This is a genomic window from Actinomadura rugatobispora, assembly GCF_042656285.1.
GTDB lineage: Bacteria > Actinomycetota > Actinomycetes > Streptosporangiales > Streptosporangiaceae > Spirillospora > Spirillospora rugatobispora.
Map to the genome: position 1 here is coordinate 92,343 of NZ_JBHSON010000019.1, position 19,044 is coordinate 111,386.

The 19,044-nt window shown below is 73.2% G+C and carries 18 protein-coding genes; 8 read left to right on the forward strand and 10 right to left on the reverse strand.

The features are described 5' to 3' along the window. Window positions 1-56: 56 nt before the first annotated feature. A complete protein-coding gene (gene purN / locus ACFPZN_RS15875) occupies window positions 57-728 on the reverse strand; it encodes a phosphoribosylglycinamide formyltransferase (protein ID WP_378282723.1) in 672 nt (223 codons plus the stop codon). A 169-nt stretch (window positions 729-897) separates the two neighbouring features. Here purN and ACFPZN_RS15880 point away from each other — a divergent pair, with 169 nt between their 5' ends. Further along, the gene (locus ACFPZN_RS15880; protein WP_378282724.1) at window positions 898-1,368 is read left to right on the forward strand and encodes a DUF4190 domain-containing protein; all 471 of its coding nucleotides are present in this window, start codon (window positions 898-900) and stop codon (window positions 1,366-1,368) included. A 29-nt stretch (window positions 1,369-1,397) separates the two neighbouring features. Here ACFPZN_RS15880 and ACFPZN_RS15885 read toward each other — a convergent pair whose 3' ends face one another. From ACFPZN_RS15885 to sucC, 3 genes are all read right to left on the reverse strand, one after another. Then, the gene (locus ACFPZN_RS15885) at window positions 1,398-3,149 is read right to left on the reverse strand and encodes a cell division protein PerM (RefSeq protein ID WP_378282725.1); all 1,752 of its coding nucleotides are present in this window, start codon (window positions 3,147-3,149) and stop codon (window positions 1,398-1,400) included. A 189-nt stretch (window positions 3,150-3,338) separates the two neighbouring features. After that, window positions 3,339-4,226 (reverse strand): succinate--CoA ligase subunit alpha, encoded by an 888-nt coding sequence (gene sucD / locus ACFPZN_RS15890; protein ID WP_378282726.1) that lies wholly within the window; start codon window positions 4,224-4,226, stop codon window positions 3,339-3,341. A gap of 2 nt (window positions 4,227-4,228) precedes the next feature. Next, the gene (gene sucC, locus ACFPZN_RS15895) at window positions 4,229-5,419 is read right to left on the reverse strand and encodes an ADP-forming succinate--CoA ligase subunit beta (protein WP_378282727.1); all 1,191 of its coding nucleotides are present in this window, start codon (window positions 5,417-5,419) and stop codon (window positions 4,229-4,231) included. 423 nt (window positions 5,420-5,842) lie between these two features. Here sucC and ACFPZN_RS15900 point away from each other — a divergent pair, with 423 nt between their 5' ends. Beyond that, window positions 5,843-7,351, forward strand: a complete 1,509-nt coding sequence (locus ACFPZN_RS15900) for a glycoside hydrolase family 15 protein (RefSeq protein WP_378282728.1) — start codon at window positions 5,843-5,845, stop codon at window positions 7,349-7,351. 9 nt (window positions 7,352-7,360) lie between these two features. On the opposite strand, the gene ACFPZN_RS15905 is transcribed toward ACFPZN_RS15900, so the two are convergent. Further along, entirely contained in the window at window positions 7,361-8,128 is a 768-nt protein-coding gene (locus tag ACFPZN_RS15905; RefSeq protein WP_378282729.1) for a TSUP family transporter, read from the reverse strand. Between the two features lie 209 nt (window positions 8,129-8,337). Between ACFPZN_RS15905 and ACFPZN_RS15910 the strand changes: the two genes are divergently transcribed. Together ACFPZN_RS15910 and ACFPZN_RS15915 are read left to right on the forward strand one after the other, a co-directional pair. Then, window positions 8,338-9,594 carry a Tm-1-like ATP-binding domain-containing protein gene (locus ACFPZN_RS15910; RefSeq protein WP_378282730.1) on the forward strand — a complete coding sequence of 419 codons (1,257 nt, stop codon included), beginning with the start codon at window positions 8,338-8,340 and terminating at the stop codon, window positions 9,592-9,594. 114 nt (window positions 9,595-9,708) lie between these two features. Then, window positions 9,709-10,716, forward strand: coding sequence for a cytochrome c-type biogenesis protein (locus ACFPZN_RS15915; protein ID WP_378282731.1), 1,008 nt, complete (start codon window positions 9,709-9,711; stop codon window positions 10,714-10,716). A 19-nt stretch (window positions 10,717-10,735) separates the two neighbouring features. On the opposite strand, the gene ACFPZN_RS15920 is transcribed toward ACFPZN_RS15915, so the two are convergent. Together ACFPZN_RS15920 and pcrA are read right to left on the reverse strand one after the other, a co-directional pair. Further along, window positions 10,736-11,284: a GNAT family N-acetyltransferase gene (locus tag ACFPZN_RS15920; protein WP_378282732.1), complete on the reverse strand. Its 549-nt coding sequence runs from the start codon at window positions 11,282-11,284 to the stop codon at window positions 10,736-10,738. 36 nt (window positions 11,285-11,320) lie between these two features. Beyond that, a complete protein-coding gene (gene pcrA / locus ACFPZN_RS15925; protein ID WP_378282733.1) occupies window positions 11,321-13,582 on the reverse strand; it encodes a DNA helicase PcrA in 2,262 nt (753 codons plus the stop codon). Between the two features lie 393 nt (window positions 13,583-13,975). Here pcrA and ACFPZN_RS15930 point away from each other — a divergent pair, with 393 nt between their 5' ends. Together ACFPZN_RS15930 and ACFPZN_RS15935 are read left to right on the forward strand one after the other, a co-directional pair. Beyond that, entirely contained in the window at window positions 13,976-15,316 is a 1,341-nt protein-coding gene (locus tag ACFPZN_RS15930) for a gluzincin family metallopeptidase (protein WP_378282734.1), read from the forward strand. 71 nt (window positions 15,317-15,387) lie between these two features. Then, on the forward strand, window positions 15,388-15,675 hold the full coding sequence (locus ACFPZN_RS15935; RefSeq protein ID WP_378282735.1) for a hypothetical protein: 288 nt from the start codon (window positions 15,388-15,390) through the stop codon (window positions 15,673-15,675). A gap of 1 nt (window position 15,676) precedes the next feature. Here the strand turns inward: ACFPZN_RS15935 and dhaM are convergent, their stop codons facing one another. The 3 genes from dhaM to dhaK are packed head-to-tail and all read right to left on the reverse strand — an operon-like array spanning window position 15,677 to window position 17,685. After that, window positions 15,677-16,057 carry a dihydroxyacetone kinase phosphoryl donor subunit DhaM gene (dhaM, locus tag ACFPZN_RS15940; protein WP_378282736.1) on the reverse strand — a complete coding sequence of 127 codons (381 nt, stop codon included), beginning with the start codon at window positions 16,055-16,057 and terminating at the stop codon, window positions 15,677-15,679. 12 nt (window positions 16,058-16,069) lie between these two features. Beyond that, window positions 16,070-16,684 carry a dihydroxyacetone kinase subunit DhaL gene (gene dhaL, locus ACFPZN_RS15945; protein WP_378282763.1) on the reverse strand — a complete coding sequence of 205 codons (615 nt, stop codon included), beginning with the start codon at window positions 16,682-16,684 and terminating at the stop codon, window positions 16,070-16,072. Window positions 16,685-16,689: 5 nt separating this feature from the next. Beyond that, complete coding sequence (gene dhaK, locus ACFPZN_RS15950; RefSeq protein WP_378282737.1) at window positions 16,690-17,685, reverse strand: dihydroxyacetone kinase subunit DhaK; 996 nt, start codon at window positions 17,683-17,685, stop codon at window positions 16,690-16,692. A 133-nt stretch (window positions 17,686-17,818) separates the two neighbouring features. Between dhaK and ACFPZN_RS15955 the strand changes: the two genes are divergently transcribed. Together ACFPZN_RS15955 and ACFPZN_RS15960 are read left to right on the forward strand one after the other, a co-directional pair. Then, the gene (locus ACFPZN_RS15955) at window positions 17,819-18,502 is read left to right on the forward strand and encodes a PIG-L deacetylase family protein (RefSeq protein WP_378282764.1); all 684 of its coding nucleotides are present in this window, start codon (window positions 17,819-17,821) and stop codon (window positions 18,500-18,502) included. A gap of 67 nt (window positions 18,503-18,569) precedes the next feature. Further along, the gene (locus ACFPZN_RS15960) at window positions 18,570-19,043 is read left to right on the forward strand and encodes an SRPBCC family protein (protein WP_378282738.1); all 474 of its coding nucleotides are present in this window, start codon (window positions 18,570-18,572) and stop codon (window positions 19,041-19,043) included. Window position 19,044: the final 1 nt, after the last annotated feature.

Consider the following 19,044-nt stretch of genomic DNA (forward strand, 5'->3'; position numbering starts at 1 on the left):
GGGGGGTCGCCCCCCCAGAATCGCTCGGCACCCTGCCGGGGGCGGTGCCCCCGGCATCATTCGCGACCTGGCTCACCGGCCGGGCTCCCCTCATCGTCTGCGGACGTGTTACAGGTCCTGCACTTCATGGAGACCCGCCGGCCCTGGGCGGTCCAGCCGTCGCGGGCCAGCCGGCCCACGACCTCGACCATGAGCCGGCGCTCCACCTGCTTGATGCGCTCATGGAGGCTCTCTTCATCGTCGTGCCAGCGAACGGGCACGGCCTCCTGGGCGATGACGGGTCCGGTGTCCACGCCTTCGTCGACGAGGTGCACCGTACAGCCCGTGAGCTTGACCCCGTACGCCAGGGCGTCCCGCACGGCGTGCGCGCCCGGGAAGGAGGGCAGCAGCGCGGGATGGGTGTTGATCGTGCGGCCGCCGAAGCGGGCCAGGAACGCCGGGCCGAGGATCTTCATGAAGCCGGCGGAGACGACCAGGTCGGGCTCGTGCGCGGCGATGGCCTCGGTGAGCGCCGCGTCCCAGGCGGCGCGGTCGGCGAAGTCGGGGATGCGGACCGTGAACGTGGGCAGTCCGGCGCCCTCCGCGCGCCGCACACCGCCGGTGTCGTCGCGGTCGGCGCCCACGGCTACCACCTGGGCCCCGTAGGCTGGATCCGCGCACGCGTCGAGCAGCGCCTGTAGGTTGGTCCCCGCGCCGGAGACGAGGACGACGAGCCGGGCGGACACCATGACTCCTTGGTGGACGGTGCTGGTGGACGTCGGACCGGCGGCGGGCCTACCGCGGGCGCGGACCGGGGGCGGTCCGGGCACGGTGGCCTGACCGGCCGCCACAAAGCCTATCGGCCCTGTTCGGCGCGGCGGCATTCGCACCAGAGGTCGGCATCGGGAGGACGGAACGTTGAGTGAGCAGCCGGGACAGGGCGACGGCGGGATCGGCCGGGACACCGCCCCCGCCGCCGGCGGCCCCGCGGGCAAGGACGACGACGCCCGGCGCGCGGGACGGCGGGCGCTGTGGCTCGGCGGCGGCGCCCTCATCCTGACGCCGTTCTTCTTCCCGGTCGGGCTGGTGCTGGGCATCGCCGCGCTGGTGGTCGGGGTCAGGGCGCGCAAGCAGGCCGTCCGGGAGCGCTCCGCGGCGCCGGGGGCGGTCGGCGGGATCGTGCTGGGCGCGTTCGGGCTGGCGCTGGCGAGCTTCTGGCTCGCGGTGACGGCGGTGCTGTGGCCGCAGCTGAGCGGGTACCAGGAGTGCCTGGGCTCGGCCAACACCCGGACCGACGAGACCGCCTGCCGTGACCGCTACTTCTCCGAGATCGAGAAGAAGCTGAACCTGCCCGCGGGGAGCATGTCCCGCTACGGCGACATGTTCTGAGACGCGGCCTGGTCACACGAACCAGCCGGCTAGTCGCGGTCGGGGTCGTCCCTGAGGAAGTAGATGGCGCCGCCGCGGTTCTCCGTCCGCTCGACGTCTTCACGCGGCGCCGGGACTCTGCGCGGGGCGGGCTCGGGCTCGTCGTGGCCGGTCTCCTCCTCCGTCGCGCCGCGGCGCTCCGGAAGATCATCGAACGGCTCCGGCTCCGGCTCCGGCTCGGCGGGCAGCACCCCGGCCCTGCTGGGCCTGCGGGGCGCGAGCACCGGCTCGGCCTCCTCGAACTCCAGCGGGTCGTCGGTGTAGGGCGACGGCTTGCGCGCGGGCTTCCGCTCCGGGGCGGGCGCCGCGACCGGTTCGAGGACGGGCTCCGGCCCCTCCTCCTCGGGGACCTCCGCGGGCAGGGCCGCGGCCTTCTTCTCGCGGCGCCGTTCACGCCTCGTGGCGGCCCGCTCCCCGGGCTCCCCGGCCCGCCGCCCGAAGGGCTCCTCCTCGCCGGGCTCGGACGCGGGACGACGCATCGTCAGCCAGTTCGCCAGCCAGGCCGCGATGGCCGCGGAGATGCCGACCTCCAGGGCCGCCAGCAGGCCGACCTGCCACGGCGACGGGCCGACGGTCGCCATCCGTCCCCCGCCCAGCGGCCCGCCCGCCAGCGCGCTCAGCACGGCCGCGGCGGCCCCGGTCAGCGCGCCGGACATGAAGCCCCACAGCGGGGCGGCCTCGTACACCGGGCTCGGCATGGCGCGGACGGTCAGCACCCCGCCCACGGCGCCGGCGGCGAACGGCGCGGCCAGCGCGATCAGCGACACCAGCGGGGCCGGTCCGGGCTCGGGCAGCGCGGCCAGCGCCGGGAAGGTGGGGATGACGTCGAGGAAGACCCCGGACGGGGAGACCCCGGTGCCGGCGCCGACCGAGAAGCCGGGGCCGATCGCGTACGCCATCCCCCAGATGATCGCGTTGGGCAGGAACGCCAGCTGGAGCAGCAGGAGCAGCACGCCGCCGACGGCGCCGGGGGCCAGCGCGCCGTACAGCTCGGTGAACTGCGGCAGGTGCATCGCCAGGGACGCGCCGACCAGCACCGCGCCGGCGCCGAGCAGGACGGCGGTGGCGCCGGCGACGCCGATCACCAGCGAGCGGGGCCGTTCGGGCAGCAGCCGCAGCAGGGCGCCCAGCCCGGACCTGACCCGGCGGCCGCGCGCGGCGACCAGGGCGCGGGCCGCGCCGAGCGCGCCCGAGACCAGCGCCACCACGAACGCGGCGACCAGGGCCTGCCAGGCGGAGGCGCGGACGGTGGGCGAGGTCGCGGCGAGGGCCAGCAGCCCGGCCAGGGCGGCGTAGGGGGCGGCGAGCGCCACCGCGACGTGCAGCACGCCGATCCGGGGCCGATCGGGCACCCCGGCGGCCCTGATCATCCAGGCGCCGCTGCGGTAGAGCAGCGCGCCGGGCAGGACCAGCAGCCCCAGCGGCAGCAGCCCGACGCGTCCCTGCGGGACCGAGAACCCGGCGTGGTGGGACACCAGCCACAGGTTGACCGCCGTCCGGAAGACGCCGGGCAGGCCGGGTCCGAGGGCGGTGCGGGGCGCGGCGACCCAGCCGAGCAGGGTGATGGTGGTGAGCATGGCGAGCCCGATGCCGATGCACCACAGCGCGCCGACCAGCCCGGTGACGTACAGCGGCCGGGGCGCGCCTCCGCCGCCCTGGTCACCGCCGTCGTCGCCGGGGGTGCGGGCCGCGGCGGCCCGCGGCTCCGGTCTCGCTCGCTGTCCGGGACTCGCTTCGCTCACGCCGTCAATGCTGGCAGCAAGGGCCCGCCCCGGCCCTCCGCCCGTCCGGCGTGTCGTCTTTGTCATCGACGATCAGCACCGGCGCCGGAACCGGACGGGACGAAAGACGCCCGGGTCGCCGGGTGGCGGCTCGGGCGTCTTTCGGTCCTCGGGGAGGCGCGCCGGGCGCACCTCAGAGGGTCTTCCCCGTCAGAGGTTCTTCATGATGTCGCGCATCAGGCGGGCGGTCTCGCTGGGGGTCTTGCCGACCCGGACGCCGACCTTCTCCAGGGCCTCCTTCTTGGCCTGGGCGGTGCCGGCCGAGCCGGAGACGATGGCGCCGGCGTGGCCCATGGTCTTGCCCTCGGGCGCGGTGAACCCGGCGACGTAGCCGACGACCGGCTTGGTCACGTTCTGCTCGATGTAGGCCGCGGCGCGCTCCTCCGCGTCGCCGCCGATCTCACCGATCATCACGATCGCGTCGGTGTCCGGGTCCTCCTGGAAGGCCTTCAGCGCGTCGATGTGGGTGGTGCCGATGACCGGGTCGCCGCCGATGCCGACGCAGGTGGAGAAGCCGATGTCGCGCAGCTCGTACATCATCTGGTATGTCAGCGTGCCCGACTTGGACACCAGCCCGATCCGGCCGGGGGTGGTGATGTCGGCGGGGATGATGCCGGCGTTGGACGCACCCGGCGAGGCGATGCCGGGGCAGTTCGGGCCGATGATCCGGGTCTTGTCGCCCTTCTTCTCGGCGTACGCCCAGAAGTAGGCGGTGTCGTGCACCGGGATGCCCTCGGTGATCACGACGCAGAGCGGGATCTCCGCGTTGACGGCCTCGACCACGGCGTCCTTGGTGAACTTCGGCGGGACGAACACCACCGACACGTCGGCGCCGGTCTCGGCCATCGCCTCGGCGACGGTGCCGAACACCGGCAGGGACGTGCCGTCGAAGTCGACGCTCTGCCCGGCCTTGCGGGCGTTGACGCCGCCGACGACGGCGGCGCCGGAGGCGAGCATGCGGCGGGAGTGCTTCATGCCCTCCGAGCCGGTCATGCCCTGCACGATGATCTTGCTGTTCTCGGTCAACCAGATGGCCATTGTCACGCACCTACCGAGGCGAGTTCGGCGGCCCGCTTGGCCGCGTCGTCCATGGTGTCGACCTGCTCGACGCCGGGCAGCGCCGCGTCGCTCAGGATCTTGCGGCCGAGTTCGGCGTTGTTGCCGTCGAGCCGGACGACCAGCTTCCGGTCGACGGTCTCGCCGCGCTCGTCCAGCAGCTTGTAGGCGGCCACGATGCCGTTGGCGACGGCGTCGCAGGCGGTGATGCCGCCGAAGACGTTGACGAACACCGACTTGACGTCGGCGTCCGACAGCACGATCTCCAGGCCGTTGGCCATCACCTCGGCGGACGCGCCGCCGCCGATGTCGAGGAAGTTGGCCGGCTTCTGGCCGCCGAACTCCTCGCCGGCGTAGGCGACCACGTCCAGGGTGGACATGACCAGGCCGGCGCCGTTGCCGATGATCCCGACGCTGCCGTCGAGCTTGACGTAGTTGAGGTCCTTCTCCTTGGCGCGCGCCTCCAGCGGGTCGGCGGCGGCCTTGTCCTGGAGGGCCTCGTGCGACTCCTGCCGGAACGCGGCGTTGTCGTCGAGGGTGACCTTGCCGTCCAGCGCCATGACGCGCCCGTCGGCGGTGAGGATCAGCGGGTTGACCTCGACCAGGGTGGCGTCCTCGTCGGTGAACACCGCCCACAGCCGCTCGATCAGCTCGGCGGCGCCGTCGCGGGCCTGCTCCGGCAGCCGGCCGGCCTCGGCGATCGCGCGGCCCTTGGCGCGGTCGACGCCGTCGAGCGCGGAGATGTCCACCTTGGCGACGGCGTCGGGGTCGGTCTCGGCGACCTCCTCGATCTCCATGCCGCCCTCGGCGGAGCAGATCGACAGGAAGGTGCGGTTGGCGCGGTCGAGCAGGAAGGAGAAGTAGTACTCCTCGGCGATCGCGCTGCCCTGCTCGATCAGGACCTTGTGGACCGTGTGGCCCTTGATGTCCATGCCGAGGATCTGGCCGGCGAGGGCCTCGGCCTCGTCGGCGTCGTCGGCGAGCTTCACGCCGCCGGCCTTGCCCCGGCCCCCGGTGAGGACCTGGGCCTTGACGACGACCTTGGCGTTCCCCGCGGCGAACAGCTCCTCCGCGATGGTCCGGGCTTCCTGGGGAGTATGGGCGACCTTGCCGGTGGGCACCGGTACCCCGTACTCGGCGAAGAGTTCCTTCGCCTGATGTTCGAACAGGTCCACGAGGGCGTCCTTAACGGATCGACAGACAATGACCGCTCAAGTGTGGTGGCACAGGTGTCCGTATGGTGACACGGGCGTCCGCGCTGCCCGTCACCCGGGCGGTCCGCTCCGTCGATGCAGCCTAGTCTCCCCAGGTCCATGGTGATGCCGCCGGGGCCCGCCCAAGCGGAACCCCCAGGAAGCCCAAGGAATCCGCCGGAATACGTACGGTGGTCCGTACCGGCGCCCCGGCCACCGGTCCGATAGGCCGAGGATGCTCGGGGGTATGAACCTTGAGGAGGATGTCTGGTTTGCTCCCTGAGGAGGAGGATCCCGGAAGTGGCGCTTGATGTACTGATCTTTCGCCCTTTCGGGAGGGGTTGGGTGACCGCCTGAAGGCCCGGTGGCTTGGTGAGGGCCTGTTGGACAGGGGGAGGCGCTCCGGTGGCCGTGGACCAGATCGGGTCGTCCGCGCGGGCCGTGCGGAAGGCGGACCGGATCGGGACGCCCCGGGGGACCACGATGAGGAAGGTCCGGCGCACGGCCGCGCTCCTGCTCGTCGCCGCCCTGGTGGGCACCTGCGGCGCCACGTTCCCCGACCACGGCGGGCCCGGCTGGGCCAGTCCGGGGCTGGTCGGCGGAGGCGGCTGGCCGTTCGCGGGCGTCCCGGTGTCGGCGGAGGCCGCGAAGGGCGCCTCCTACATCCCCGGCAGCTCGGTGCTGCGGCTCGGGGACGGCCGGGTGCGGCTCGTCCCGTTCGGGACCGACACGGTGATCACGGTCGAGGCGTCCGATCCCCGGGTGGAGGACGCCGTGCTGGCCGACACCGTGTGGCTCACCGGCGGCGCCGTCCCCGACGGCGGGAAGGCCACCCCCGCGGCGAGCAGGGAGGTCTACCGGGAGATGGCCGAGCGCGCGCTGCTGGACCTGCGGCTGCTGACCCGTCCCAACGGGGCCTCCCAGGCGTCCTGGTACGGCGCGTGGCGCTACTCCTGGCCGCGGGACTCGGCGTTCACCGCCGCCGCGTTCGTGATGACGGGGCACCTGCCGGAGGCGCGGCGGATCCTGCGCTTCCTGGCCGGCGTCCAGGACGGGAACGGGCAGTGGGCGGCCCGCTACCACGCCGACGGGACCGCCGTCACCGACGGCCGCGAGCCGCAGCTCGACTCGCTGGGATGGGTGCTGTGGGCGAGCTGGCTGTTCCGCGCCCAGGCCCCGGAGGCGGCCGGCGACCTGCCCGAGCTGTGGCCGATGGTCGTGCGGGCCGCCGACCACCTCACCGGCTCCCTGGACGCGGAGGGCCTGCCGCCGCCGTCGTCGGACTACTGGGAGCGCAAGCCCGACACCGAGGAGGACCCGCGGCGGCCCACGCTGGGCGTCGTCGGGCCCGTCCTGGCTGGGCTGCGGTCGGCGGCGTCGCTGGCGCTGGGGGTCGGGCAGCGGGAGAAGGCGTCGGAGTGGGGGCGCGCGGCGCAGCGCGTCGCCGCCGCGGTCGAGCAGCAGTTCACGCCGTACGGGTACCCGCGCTCCCCGGTGCGGGGCGGGCTGATGGACACGTCGGTGACGTTCGTCGCGCCGCCGTTCGCCCCGTCCGACCCGGGGGTGGACGAGGCCGTGGCGAACGCGTTCCGGCGGACGAGCCTGCCCAACGGCGGCGTCCTGCCGGGCGAGAAGTGGTCGGGGAACCCCGATGTGGCCTGGACGCCGGAGATGGCGCTGTTCGCGCTGACGGCGGCCACGTCGGGGCGGGCCGCGGAGGCGGTCTCGCACCTCGACTGGCTGGCCGCGCACCGCACGTCGCTGGGCGTGCTCTCCGAGAAGGTCGACGAGCACGGGGAGCCCGCCTCGGTCGCGCCGCTCGGCTGGACGGCCTCGGTCGTCCTGCTGGCCCTGTCGGCGCTGGAGCGTCCCCTGCCGATCCCCGGGGCCGCCCAGGAGCCCCGGGTGTCCTGAGGGCCGCCGTCAGGCGAACTGCTCGTAGCCGAGCTTGAGCACCAGCGCGGTCACCACGCAGAGCAGCACCGCCCGCACGAACCCGGCGCCGCGGCTGATCGCCATCCGGGCGCCGGCCTGGGCGCCGACGATGTTGCAGACCGCCATCGCCAGCCCGAGCGCCCACAGCACCCGGCCCTGCGCGGCGAACACCAGCAGCGCGCCCAGGTTGGTCGCGGTGTTGATGATCTTCGCGTTGGCGGAGGCGTTGACGAAGTCGGTGCCCAGCAGGGTGGTGAACGTGAGGACCAGGAACGTCCCGGTGCCCGGCCCCACCAGCCCGTCGTAGAAGGCGATCAGGACGCCCGGGATCAGCACCGCCGCGCCCACCCGGCGCCGGTCGCGCAGGACGAGCCTGGGCTCCCGGCCCAGATCGGGCTTGAGCACCACGACGGCGGCCACCGCCAGCAGCACCACCATGATGACCGGCTTCAGCACGTCCGAGGAGATCGCGGCGGCGCACAGCGCGCCGCCCGCCGAGCAGGCCACCGCCAGCCCCGCGCCGGGCACCGCGACCGGCAGGTCGGGCTTGGCCCTGCCCAGGTAGGTGACGGCGGCCGAGGTCGTGCCCGCGATGGAGGCGAGCTTGTTGGTCGCCAGCGCGCTCGCGACCGGCGCGCCGGGGTTGAGCAGCATCAGGGCGGGGAGCTGAATGAGCCCTCCTCCGCCGACGACCGCGTCGACCCAGCCGGCGGAGAGCGCGGCCAGCAGCAGTAGCACGACCTGCGGTGCGTCCAAGGGGGCTCCCGGGGAGGAGTGAGCGGGGGGACACGGATGAGACGGGCGGGCACGTTCGGCGTAAGGAGCGAACTGGCCTGTCGCGGCTGAAATCTACCCTCCGGGATGTTCACACCTTCTGATCGGGTTGGCCCGCACCACCGCGGCGCCAGATAACTGGGGCGATGCCGTCGCTTGTCCGCCCCGCCGCGTCCGCCAACAGTGCTCATATGCCTGTTGTCGTACTGATCGGTATGTTGGACGTGCAGGGGCTGGAGTACGCGTGGCTCCGCGATCGCCTCGGATCGCTCGGCGCCGAGGTCGTCCTGGTCGACACCGGCGTGCTGGACGAGCCGGGCGTCGTCCCCGACGTGCCGCGCGAGGACGTCCTCCAGGCGGGCGGCACCGACCCGGCCACGCTCTCCGCGACGGCCGCGGACCTCCCCGGAGGCCCGGGACGCGACACAGCCCTCGCCTCGATGGCCCGCGGCGCCGCGGCGACCGCCGGGGAGCTCTTCCGCGCCGGGCGGCTGCACGGGGTCCTGGCGATCGGCGGCGGCGGCAACGCCACGGTCGCGGCCGAGGCCATGCGGGCGCTGCCGGTCGGCGTGCCCAAGCTGATGATCTCCAGCATGGCCTCGGGCGACGTGTCCCCCTACATCGGCGGCGCCGACCTCACGCTCATGTACAGCGTCGTCGACATCGCGGGCCTCAACCGCATCTCCTCCCGCGTGCTGGCCAACGCCGCCGACGCGATCGCGGGGATGGCCGCCGGGTACGCCGCGGGCCGTCCGCCCGCCACCGCCGACGGCCCGCTGGTGGGCGCCACCCTCGCGGGCGTCACCGGGCCGGGCGTGAGCGCCGCGCGCGAGCTGCTGGGCATCCTCGGGTACGAGGTCCTGGTGTTCCGTGCCACGGGCGCCGGGGGCCGCCCGTACGAGGCGATGGCCGCGGGCGGGCTGCTCACCGCGGCGCTGGACGCGACCCTGGTGGAGCTGTCCACCGGCCTCCTCGCCGGAACGGCACCGGAGGCGCGGCGGCTGGAGGCGGCGGTGCGCCACGGCGTCCCGCAGGTGGTGAGCCCGGGCGGGCTCGACATGGCCCGGTTCCGCGGCATCCCTCCCGACCATCTGGCGGGACGGCGCGTCCACACGCGCCACCCGTCGGTGACCCTGGTCCGCACCACCCCCGCCGAGTCCGCCGAGCTGGGCCGCCGGGTCGCGGCCGCGCTCCGCGACGCCACCGCCCCCACCGCCGTCCACCTCCCGCTGCGCGGCCTGTCCACGCTGGGGGCACCCGGCGGCCCCTTCCACGACCCGGCGGCCGACGCGGCGCTCTTCGGCGCCCTGCGGGACGGCCTTTCCGGCTCCCGCGTGGAAATTCACGAAATGGACACCGACCTCAACGATCCGGCATTCGGCCGGGCCATGGCCGATCATCTGCACACGCTCCTGACCGGTTTTCCCGTGCGCGCCGCCGCGTCCTGAACGGATTGCCCGCCGCACCGGAAAATGTCCGTTCCTCCCGGTACTCTTGCGGTTTCTCACGGTCGTGCCGCACAGTTCCCTGATCATCAGGGTCACGAACACAGGGAGACGCCGTTGCCCCCCGCCGGCCACGCCCAGCCCACGGGCAGGAAGAAGTTCGACCCCGACGCCGAGCTCAGCGGGTCCTTCGGCTGCCTCACTCCGGCCTTCTTCGCGCACGTGCTGGGCACCGCGCTCGTCCTGTCCCCGCTGAGCTGGGGCGGGGCCGGAGCCGTGCTGAGCGGCCTGGCGGCGTGCGGGGTGTTCGTCGCGACGATCGGGGTCAGTTTCGAGAAGTTCACGCCCGGAACGACGGCCTACCGGAAGGCGCGGCGGCTGGCCCGGTTCCTGATCTGGTACGGCCTGGCCACCTTCGCGGCGAGCCTCGCCGTGCTGTGCGTGCGGGACGGCGAGGGCGCCGTGTGGAACTCGGTCTTCTCCGTGGCGGTGTCGTTCGGGGGCCTGTGGGTGCGCGGGTCCCTACTGGGCCGGAGGCGGATGGTGGCGCCGCCGCTGGCGGACGCCCTCACCCTCGTCCTCCCCCTGCTCATGGTCCTCAACGCCGTCGCGTTCATGACCTATCCGGGGGTGACGAAGACGGCGGTGATCCTCACGCTCAGCGCGCTGGCCCTGCTGGTGGTCTGCATGGCCTGCAACCGCTACCGGACCCCGGTGCTCCTCAACCTGGCGCTCGTCATCGTCCTGCTGATCTTCCTGGCGACCAACAACCACCACCGGAGCGCGAGCGCGCTCTGGCTCACCTTCACCGGGGAGAAGCAGACCTGCCGCCTGCTGGTCAACCCGCACCGGAACACCTACGGCTACTCCGACGACCACGACTACTACCTGTGCCCGGGCGAGGTCCTCAGCGTCGACCGCCGCAGTGTCTTCGCTCCGACCGCGCCCGCCGACGAGGTGATGGTCCGGGACGGGACCCGCTGGACCACCGCGTTGCTCAAGCCGAGCGAGGTGAAGGCGAGCACCGCGGCCCTCTGGTTCGTCCACCTCGGGATCATCGTCGCCATGCTGGCCGTGATCCTGGTCATCGCCCTCGTCCGCCGAGGGAGGCCGGCCACCGCCTGACCGCGCGTTTCCCGGGAGCCTAGCCGGCCGTTCTCCATTCGCCGGCGAGCAGCGCCCAGATCATGGTGTCGCGGCGCTCTCCGTCCATCACGAACGCTTTGCGCAGGGTGCCTTCGTGGGTCATTCCCAGGCGTTCGGCGGCGGCCACGCTGCGCTCGTTCTCCGGGTCGCAGTGCCATTCCACGCGCGCCATTCCGCGCGGCCCCAGCGCCCAATCGATCATGTGGCGGGCGGCTGCGGTGATGAGGCCGCGGCCGCGTCCGGCCGTTCCCATCCAGACGCCGATCTCGCAATTGCGCAGCACCGGGTCGAAGGTGCGGAAGACCGTGCCGCCCTGGAGCAGCCCGTCGATCCAGATCCCGTAGATGCGGCCCTGGTCGGCGGCGCGCCGCTGCGCGTACTGCTCCAGGAGCGCGCGGGCGGACGGGACGTCGGTCACGGTCCTCGACCACGGGATCCACGGCGCGATGTCCTCGCGCACCCGGTCCGCGTGCTCGGCGAACTCCTCCGCCTGCCAGGGCTCCAGCGGGCGCAGTTCGGCCCCCTCCCCCAGCGGGACAGCGAACATGATCCCTCCCCTTCGCCCCGAACGCCCGAACGGCCGTTAGAGCTTCTCCACGGGGGCGTAGCGGAGGACGAGCCGCTTGACGCCGTACTCGCCGCCGAAGTCGATGCTGGCCGCGGCCCGCTCGCCCGCGCCGTCCACCGTGACGACGGTGCCCAGCCCGAACGAGTCGTGCGTGACCTTGTCGCCCGGGGAGAGCGCGGGGACGGGCCGGTTGCCCGGGGAGCGCACGCCCGGACGGGCCGCCATCCGCGACATGGCCGGGGACGAGGTCGACGAGGCCTCCCGCTCCCACTTCACCAGCGGGCCGGGCACCTCGCCCAGGAACCGGGACGGCGGGTTGACCTGCGGGGCGCCCCACGAACTGCGCATCGTGGCCCGCGTCAGGTAGAGCCGCTGCCGGGCGCGGGTGATGCCGACATAGGCCAGCCGCCGCTCCTCTTCCAGCTCCTTGGGGTTGCTCATGGCGCGCAGGTGCGGGAAGACGCCGTCCTCCATGCCGGTGAGGAACACGACCGGGAACTCCAGGCCCTTGGCCGTGTGCAGCGTCATCAGCGTGACGACGCCCTGATCGGTCTCCTCCGGCTGCTCCCCCGGCGGCACGGGGTTGCCCTTGGGGCCGCCCGGGATCGAGTCGGCGTCGGCGACCAGGGCCACCTGCTCCAGGAAGTCGACCAGGCGCCCCTCGGCCGACTCTCCGTCGAGGCGCTCCTCGAACTCGCGGGCGACGGCCTCGAACTCCTGGAGGTTCTCGATGCGGGTCTCGTCCTGCGGGTCCTTGGACGCCTGCAGCTCGGCCAGGTAGCCGCTCTTCACCAGCACCTGGTCGACCAGGTCGGCCGGGGTGAGGGTCTGGGCGGCGGCGCCCAGCTCGTCCAGCAGGGTCACGAACTCGCGGACCGCGTTGATCGAGCGGGTCGCCATGCCCGGGACGTCCTCGGGACGGCGCAGCGCCTGCCAGAACGAGATCCGCTCCCGCGACGCGTACGCCTCCACGCACGCCTCGGCGCGGTCGCCGATGCCGCGCTTGGGCACGTTCAGGATCCGGCGCAGCGAGACGGTGTCCTCGGGGTTGGCCAGCACGCGCAGGTAGGCCAGCAGGTCGCGGACCTCCTTGCGCTCGTAGAAGCGGACCCCGCCAACGACCTTGTACGGCAGCCCGACCCGGATGAACACCTCTTCGAACACGCGGGACTGGGCGTTGGTGCGGTAGAAGACCGCGACGTCGCCGGGGCGGACGTCGCCGTCGTCGGTGAGCCGGTCGACCTCCTGGGCGACGAACGCGCCCTCGTCGTGCTCGTTGTCGGCCACATAGCCGACGATCTTGGGGCCCTCGCCCTGGTCGGACCAGAGCTTCTTGGGCTTGCGGTCGGCGTTGCGCTCGATCACCGCGTTGGCCGCCGACAGGATCGTCTGGGTGGAGCGGTAGTTCTGCTCCAGCAGGATCGTGGTGGCGTCGGGGTAGTCGCGCTCGAACTCCAGGATGTTGCGGATCGTGGCGCCCCGGAAGGCGTAGATCGACTGGTCGGCGTCGCCCACCACGCACAGCTCGGCCGCGCCCACCCCCTCGACCGGCGCGGTCAGCTCGCGGACCAGCTCGTACTGGGCGTGGTTGGTGTCCTGGTACTCGTCGACCAGCACGTGCCGGAACCGGCGCCGGTAGTGCTCGGCGGCCTCCGGGAACACCTGCAGCAGGTTGACCGTGAGCATGATCAGGTCGTCGAAGTCCATCGCGCCGGCCTGCTGCAGCCGGGCCTGGTACATCTCGTAGGCCTCGGCGAGCGTCTGCTCCATGTGGGTGGAGGCCCGGTCCTTGAACGTCTCGTAGTCGATCAGCTCGTTCTTGAGATTGCTGACCTGGGCGGAGAACGCCTTGGGCGGGTAGCGCTTGGGGTCGAGGTCGAGCTCCCGGCAGACCAGCGCCATCAGCCGCTGCGCGTCGGCCTGGTCGTAGATCGAGAACCCGGTCGGGAAGCCGAGCCGCTTGGCCTCGCGGCGCAGGATGCGCACGCAGGCGGAGTGGAAGGTCATCACCCACATCGCGCGGGACCGGGGGCCCACCAGCGCGTCCACCCGCTCCTTCATCTCCGCGGCGGCCTTGTTGGTGAAGGTGATCGCCAGGATCTGGCCGGGATGGACCTCCCGCTCGCCCAGCAGATGGGCGATCCGGTGGGTGAGCACGCGGGTCTTGCCCGAGCCGGCGCCGGCGACGATCAGCAGCGGCCCGCCCGAGTGCACGACGGCGTCGCGCTGCTGCGGGTTGAGGCCGTCCAGCAGGGAGTGGGCTTCGGTCTTCGACATCATGTGCGAGTCTACGGCCCGGCACCGACCAAAAGGCGCCGTCCGCGCGAGCCCGTGCGAGACGGCGCGGGACCGCGCGGCGGTCGCGGACGGTGCGTCCATGGTCCACAGTCCGGAACCGGACAGCGCCCTGCCGACCTCGGCATACCGGCTTGACCAACCTTCCTGACGGGCACAACGTAGGCCGTGCAGGGCGGAGTCCGGCACGGTCCCCCGGCCCACGTTGATCTTTGTGGGCCCGCTGCGTGTTCCCGACCGTGCCCCTTGACGCCCGTCCTGCGTCGCGTAGGGCCACCGGGGCCTTACGCCCGGTGACGAAAGGCGGCCTCAAGGATGATCCACCGCCAGGACGCTCAGATCACGGACCCACCGCCCCCGCTCCTCGAAGGGGCGGTGCCGGCGCCGGCCCCCAAGCCCGTTCCCGTTCCCGTGCCGCCCGTGCCCGGCCACCGCTTCCTGGTCTACAAGCAGGACCCGTCGGTCGCCCGGCTCGGCGTGCGGGTGGCCTTCATTCCCTCGCTCGTCCTCAACGGCCCCGCCGACGCGCGCATCACCACCGAGCTCGCCGGCGTCACCCCGGTCGCCCGCAACGTCGACGGCGACTTCGTGTTCCCGGTGGACAGCGCGCAGTTCGACGCCGCGCACACCTGGGCGGTGGCGCGGCAGACCCTCACGCTGTTCGAGCGGCACCACGGCGCGCCGATCCGGTTCGCCTGGAACACCGGCGGCAACACCGACCGGATCACCGTCCACCCGCGCGCGGGCGTCGACCGGAACGCGTTCTACAGCCGTACCGCCAAGGTCCTGAAGTTCTTCTTCTTCACGCCCGCGGGGCGGCAGGAGCAGGTGTTCACCTGCCGCTCCCTGGACATCGTGGCGCACGAGACGGGCCACGCGATCCTGGACGGCCTCAAGCCGGGCTGGCTCGGCGTCGGCAACCCGCCCCAGACCGGCGGGCTGCACGAGGCGTTCGGCGACCTCAGCGCGATCTTCCTGACCCTCGCCCAGCCCGACCAGGCCGACGCCCTGGTCGCGATCACCCGGGCCAACCTGCACGACAAGAACTTCCTGGCGGCCGTGGCCGAGCAGTTCGGCACCGCCCTCGGCAAGGACTTCGGCCTCCGCAACGCCGACAACGACCTCAAGCTCAGCGAGGTGGGCAACGAGGTGCACGCGATCTCGCAGGTGTTCACCGGCGCGATCTACGACATCCTCGCCGACGTCTACGCCTTCGAGCGGGGCCAGCAGGGCGGCCGCAAGGACCCGGCCCAGCTCCTGATCGAGGTCGCCGACCGGCTCTGCAAGCTCCTCCTGGACGCGATCATCGCCTCGCCCGCGGTCGGCGCCACCTACGTCGACGTCGCCAACCAGCTCCTGCAGATCTCCGCCCAGCGCGGGGAGCCCGCCATCTACCGCACGTTCATCCGCAACCGCTTCGCGGTACGGGAGATCACCACCGCGGCCACCCCGCTGCGCGACCTGCTCAGCGGGCGGGTGAACATGGCCGACGCCGAGTACACCGGCGACGGCGAGGACGTCACCGACGTCCAGGACCACGACGAGCACTCGGCCAGCCTGCGCGCCGAGCAGAACCGCGGCCGCTGCTGCGGCACCATGCAGATGCCCGAGTTCCAGGCCGTCGACCCGGAGAAGCTCAGCCGGGGCGGCCCGCTGGAGGACGACGACATCCTCCGCGACGAGTTGGAGGAGCTCCGCAGGGCCTTCTCGAAGTAGCCCGTTCGGCGGGCCCCTGAACGGGCACCATGAGGGGGCCCGTCCAGCAGGCGAGGAAGGCGAGGACCGGTATGCGGGTCAAGGTGGAGAGCATCGGCGGCCTCACCGGCGAGGCGGTCGTGGTGGCGCTGTACGACACCGCGGAACTGCCGGACCAGGAGGCCGCAAGCGTCCGGGACGCGGTCGAGTCCCTGACCGAGGCCCTGGCCCGCGGCCCGGCCGCCGAGATCGGCGCCGACCTCCCCGGCCACCGCATCACCGTGACCGGCCCGGGCGACGCCGCGCCGCGAGTCTTCGAGGTCCGCGGAGCCCCCGCCGCGGACCTCGAAGCACCCCTGAAGATCCTGCTGGGCGAGTGACTCACAGTTTCCGGTGGTCGTACGCGGACTCCGCGGCGGCCACCACGGTCGGCAGGTCGGCGCCGGTGGCGGCCATGGACGCGGCGGCCACCGCGCCCTCCACGAGGGGCGCGTCCACCAGGACGACGTCGCCGGGGATGTCCTCCAGGACGACCTTGGCGGTGAGGACGGCGCTGCCGAGGTCGGCGAGCAGGACCACGCCGTCGCCGTCCTGGACCAGCTCGATGGCCTGTTCGACCAGGTCGGCGCTGGTGCCCAGGCCGCCTTCGGAGTCGCCGCCGGCGGGTTCGACGGCGGCCTTGCCGACGCCCATGGCGCGGGCCAGTTCGGTGACGCCGTCGGCCAGCGTCCTGCTGTGGGAGATCACCACGATCCCTACCATCGGGGTCTCCTTTCAGACGGTGTCGGCCAGGGCTTGCAGGATGACGGCGGTGGAGGCGGCGCCGGGGTCGAGGTGGCCGACGCTGCGGGGGCCCAGGTAGCTGGCGCGGCCCTTGCGGGCCTCCATGGGGACGGTGGCCTCGGCGCCTTCGGCGGCGCCCTGGGCGGCGGCGCGGGCGCAGGCGGCCAGGTCGGCGCCGTCGGCGAGGGCGGTCTCGTAGGCGGTGACGGCGGGGGCGAGGGCGTCCACCATGGTCTTGTCACCGTCGGCGGCCTGGCCGAGTTCGCGGACGCCGTCGAGTGCGGCGCGCAGCGCGGCACCGAGGGCGGCGGCGTCGATCTCCCCGGCGTCGCCGAAGGACTTGCCGGCGCGGCGCAGCGCGGTCCCGTAGAGGGGGCCGGACGCGCCGCCGGTCTTGGAGACGATCGCCCGGCCGGCGGCGATCAGCGTCTTGCCGGGGGTTGCGCCGTTGGGGAGGGCGGCGACGGCGGCGGTGAAGCCCCGGTCGAGGTTGTGGCCGTGGTCGCCGTCGCCGATGGCGGCGTCCAGGCGGGTGAGGCGTTCGGCGTCGGCGGCGATCAGGTCGGCGGCGTGGCGGATCCAGGCCGCGGTGGTCTCGGCGTCCATGGCGGTCACCGGCCCCAGCGCAGGCCGGGGGTCTCGACGGGCGCGTCCCAGAGGCGGGTCAGCTCGGGGGTGAGGCGGCAGACGGAGATCATGCAGCCGGCCATCTCCAGGCTGGTCACGTACGGGCCGACGAGGGGGCGGGCGGCGGTGGCGCCGTGCGCGGTCAGCCAGTCCGACACGGCGGCGTAGGCGATGTACTGCTCGATCAGCGGGGTGCCGCCCATGCCGTTGACCAGGACGAGGAGCTCTGAGCCCGCCAGGGGCATGTCGGCGTCGATGGCGGTCAGGGCGGCGTCGACGACCTCGGCGGCGGGCATGGCCGGGACGCGTTCCCTGCCGGGTTCGCCGTGGATGCCGATGCCGAGTTCGATCTCGTCCTCGCCCAGCTCGAAGGTGGGCCGCCCGGCGGCGGGCACCGTGCACGGCGACAGCGCGACGCCGAACGAGCGGCTGCGCTCGTTGACCTCGCGGGCCACGGCGGCGACGGCGGCCAGGCCGGCGCCCTCCTCGGCCAGCGCGCCGGCGATCTTCTCGACGAACAGGGTGGCGCCGGTGCCGCGGCGGCCCGCGGTGAAGGTGCTGTCCTCGACGGCGACGTCGTCGTTCACGATGACCGGGACGACCTCGATGCCCTCGTCCTCGGCCAGCTCGGCGGCCATCCGGAAGTTCAGGACGTCCCCGGTGTAGTTCTTGACGATGTGCAGGACGCCGGCGCCGCCCTGGACGGCCATGGTGGCGGCGAGGATCTGGTCCGGGACGGGGCTGGTGAACACCTCGCCGGGGACGGCGGCGTCCAGCATCCCGGGTCCGACGAATCCGCCGTGCAGAGGCTCGTGGCCGGAGCCGCCGCCCGACACCAGGGCGACCTTGCCGGGCCGCGGCGCGTCCGCCCGGACGACGGTGCGCTCGTCCGGGTCGACCCGGAGGGCGGGGTGGGCGGCGGCCAGGCCCCGCAGGGCGTCGGCGACGACGTCCGCCGGGGCGTTGATGAGTTTGCGCATGTCTCAGCTGTACCCCCGTCGGGGCGGTCGTCCCAGACCCGGCGAACCCGGCGGTTCCGGCGCGGGACGGCTTAGGCTGGGGAGCGTGACGAGGGTTCTGGACGACGGCGAAGTGCGGCGGGTCCTGGCCGTGATGGCGCATCCCGACGATGTCGACTTCGGCAGCGCGGGCACGGTCGCGGGGTGGACCGAGCGGGGCGTCGAGGTGGTCTACCTGATGGTCACCGACGGCGACGCGGGCGGTTTCGACGACGGGATCACGCGCGCGGAGATGGCCGAGCTGCGGCGGGACGAGCAGCGCGCGGCGGCCAAGTGCGTGGGCGTCACGGACGTGCGGTTCCTCGGCTACCCGGACGGGCGGGTCGAGGCGACGCTGGAGTTGCGCCGCGACATCGCCCGGGTGGTCCGGCAGGTGCGGCCCGACCGGGTGATCACGTCGAGCCCGGAGCGCAACTACGAGCGGATCTACCCGAGCCATCCCGATCACCGGGCGGTGGGGGCGGCGACGCTGGACGCGGTCTACCCCGACGCCCGCAACCCCTACGCCTTCCCGGAGCTGCTGGCGGAGGAGGGCCTGGAGGCGTGGACGGCGCGCGAGGTCTGGACGAGCGGCGGCCCGACGGTGAACCACCACGTGGACGTGACCGAGATGCTGCCGCGAAAGCTGGCGGCGCTGCGGGCGCACGCGAGCCAGACGGGGCACATGGGTGAGCAGCTGGAGGAGATGGTGCGGGGCTGGCTGGGGGGCAACGCCGTCGCGGCGGGGTTGCCGGAGGGCCGGCTCGCGGAGTCCTTCCAGGTGATCGACACCGCATAAGACCGCTTTGTGACTTATGCCCGTCTTCTCGGTAACGTAGGTGATCCCTTACCTCGGGGAGACCGTGATGCCGCAGCGGACCGGGCCGTACACCGTCGAGTGCAGCGCCACCTCGCGCGCCGACCCGGAGGTCATCTTCAAGCACCTGGCGGTGGCGGAGGCCTGGAGCGAGTGGGGCTCGTTCCCGTCCCGGGCCCGCAGGGAACGCGCGGGCGCGCCCACGCCCAACGGCATCGGCGCCGTCCGGGCCATCCCCCCGGCGCGCGAGCAGGTGGTCGAGTACGACCCGCCCCGCCACTACGCCTACGTGGCGCTGTCCGGGCTGCCGGTCAAGGAGTACCGCGCCGACGTCACGCTGGTGCCGCGGGGGCTGGAGACGCTCATCCGCTGGGAGGGCAGCTTCGAGCCCAGGTACGCGGGGACCGGCGGGCTGATCAGGGTCCTGCTCAACCGGGCGCTCTCCTCGTTCGCCCGGCGCGTCGCCCACCATTCCGAGCACTGCGAGCCCGGCTGCCCCGCCCGCCTGCCCGACGTGCTCTGAC

Excerpts from the sequence above, each read along its gene's own strand:
- ACFPZN_RS15935 (WP_378282735.1), top strand. The coding sequence starts at position 15,388 with ATGCGGGTCAAGGTGGAGAGCATCGGCGGCCTCACCGGCGAGGCGGTC.
- ACFPZN_RS15960 (WP_378282738.1), top strand. The coding sequence starts at position 18,570 with ATGCCGCAGCGGACCGGGCCGTACACCGTCGAGTGCAGCGCCACCTCG.
- ACFPZN_RS15920 (WP_378282732.1), bottom strand. The coding sequence starts at position 11,284 with ATGTTCGCTGTCCCGCTGGGGGAGGGGGCCGAACTGCGCCCGCTGGAG.
- dhaM (WP_378282736.1), bottom strand. The coding sequence starts at position 16,057 with ATGGTAGGGATCGTGGTGATCTCCCACAGCAGGACGCTGGCCGACGGC.
- dhaK (WP_378282737.1), bottom strand. The coding sequence starts at position 17,685 with ATGCGCAAACTCATCAACGCCCCGGCGGACGTCGTCGCCGACGCCCTG.
- purN (WP_378282723.1), bottom strand. The coding sequence starts at position 728 with ATGGTGTCCGCCCGGCTCGTCGTCCTCGTCTCCGGCGCGGGGACCAAC.
- dhaL (WP_378282763.1), bottom strand. The coding sequence starts at position 16,684 with ATGGACGCCGAGACCACCGCGGCCTGGATCCGCCACGCCGCCGACCTG.
- sucD (WP_378282726.1), bottom strand. The coding sequence starts at position 4,226 with ATGGCCATCTGGTTGACCGAGAACAGCAAGATCATCGTGCAGGGCATG.
- pcrA (WP_378282733.1), bottom strand. The coding sequence starts at position 13,582 with ATGTCGAAGACCGAAGCCCACTCCCTGCTGGACGGCCTCAACCCGCAG.
- ACFPZN_RS15910 (WP_378282730.1), top strand. The coding sequence starts at position 8,338 with ATGCCTGTTGTCGTACTGATCGGTATGTTGGACGTGCAGGGGCTGGAG.
- ACFPZN_RS15955 (WP_378282764.1), top strand. The coding sequence starts at position 17,819 with ATGGCGCATCCCGACGATGTCGACTTCGGCAGCGCGGGCACGGTCGCG.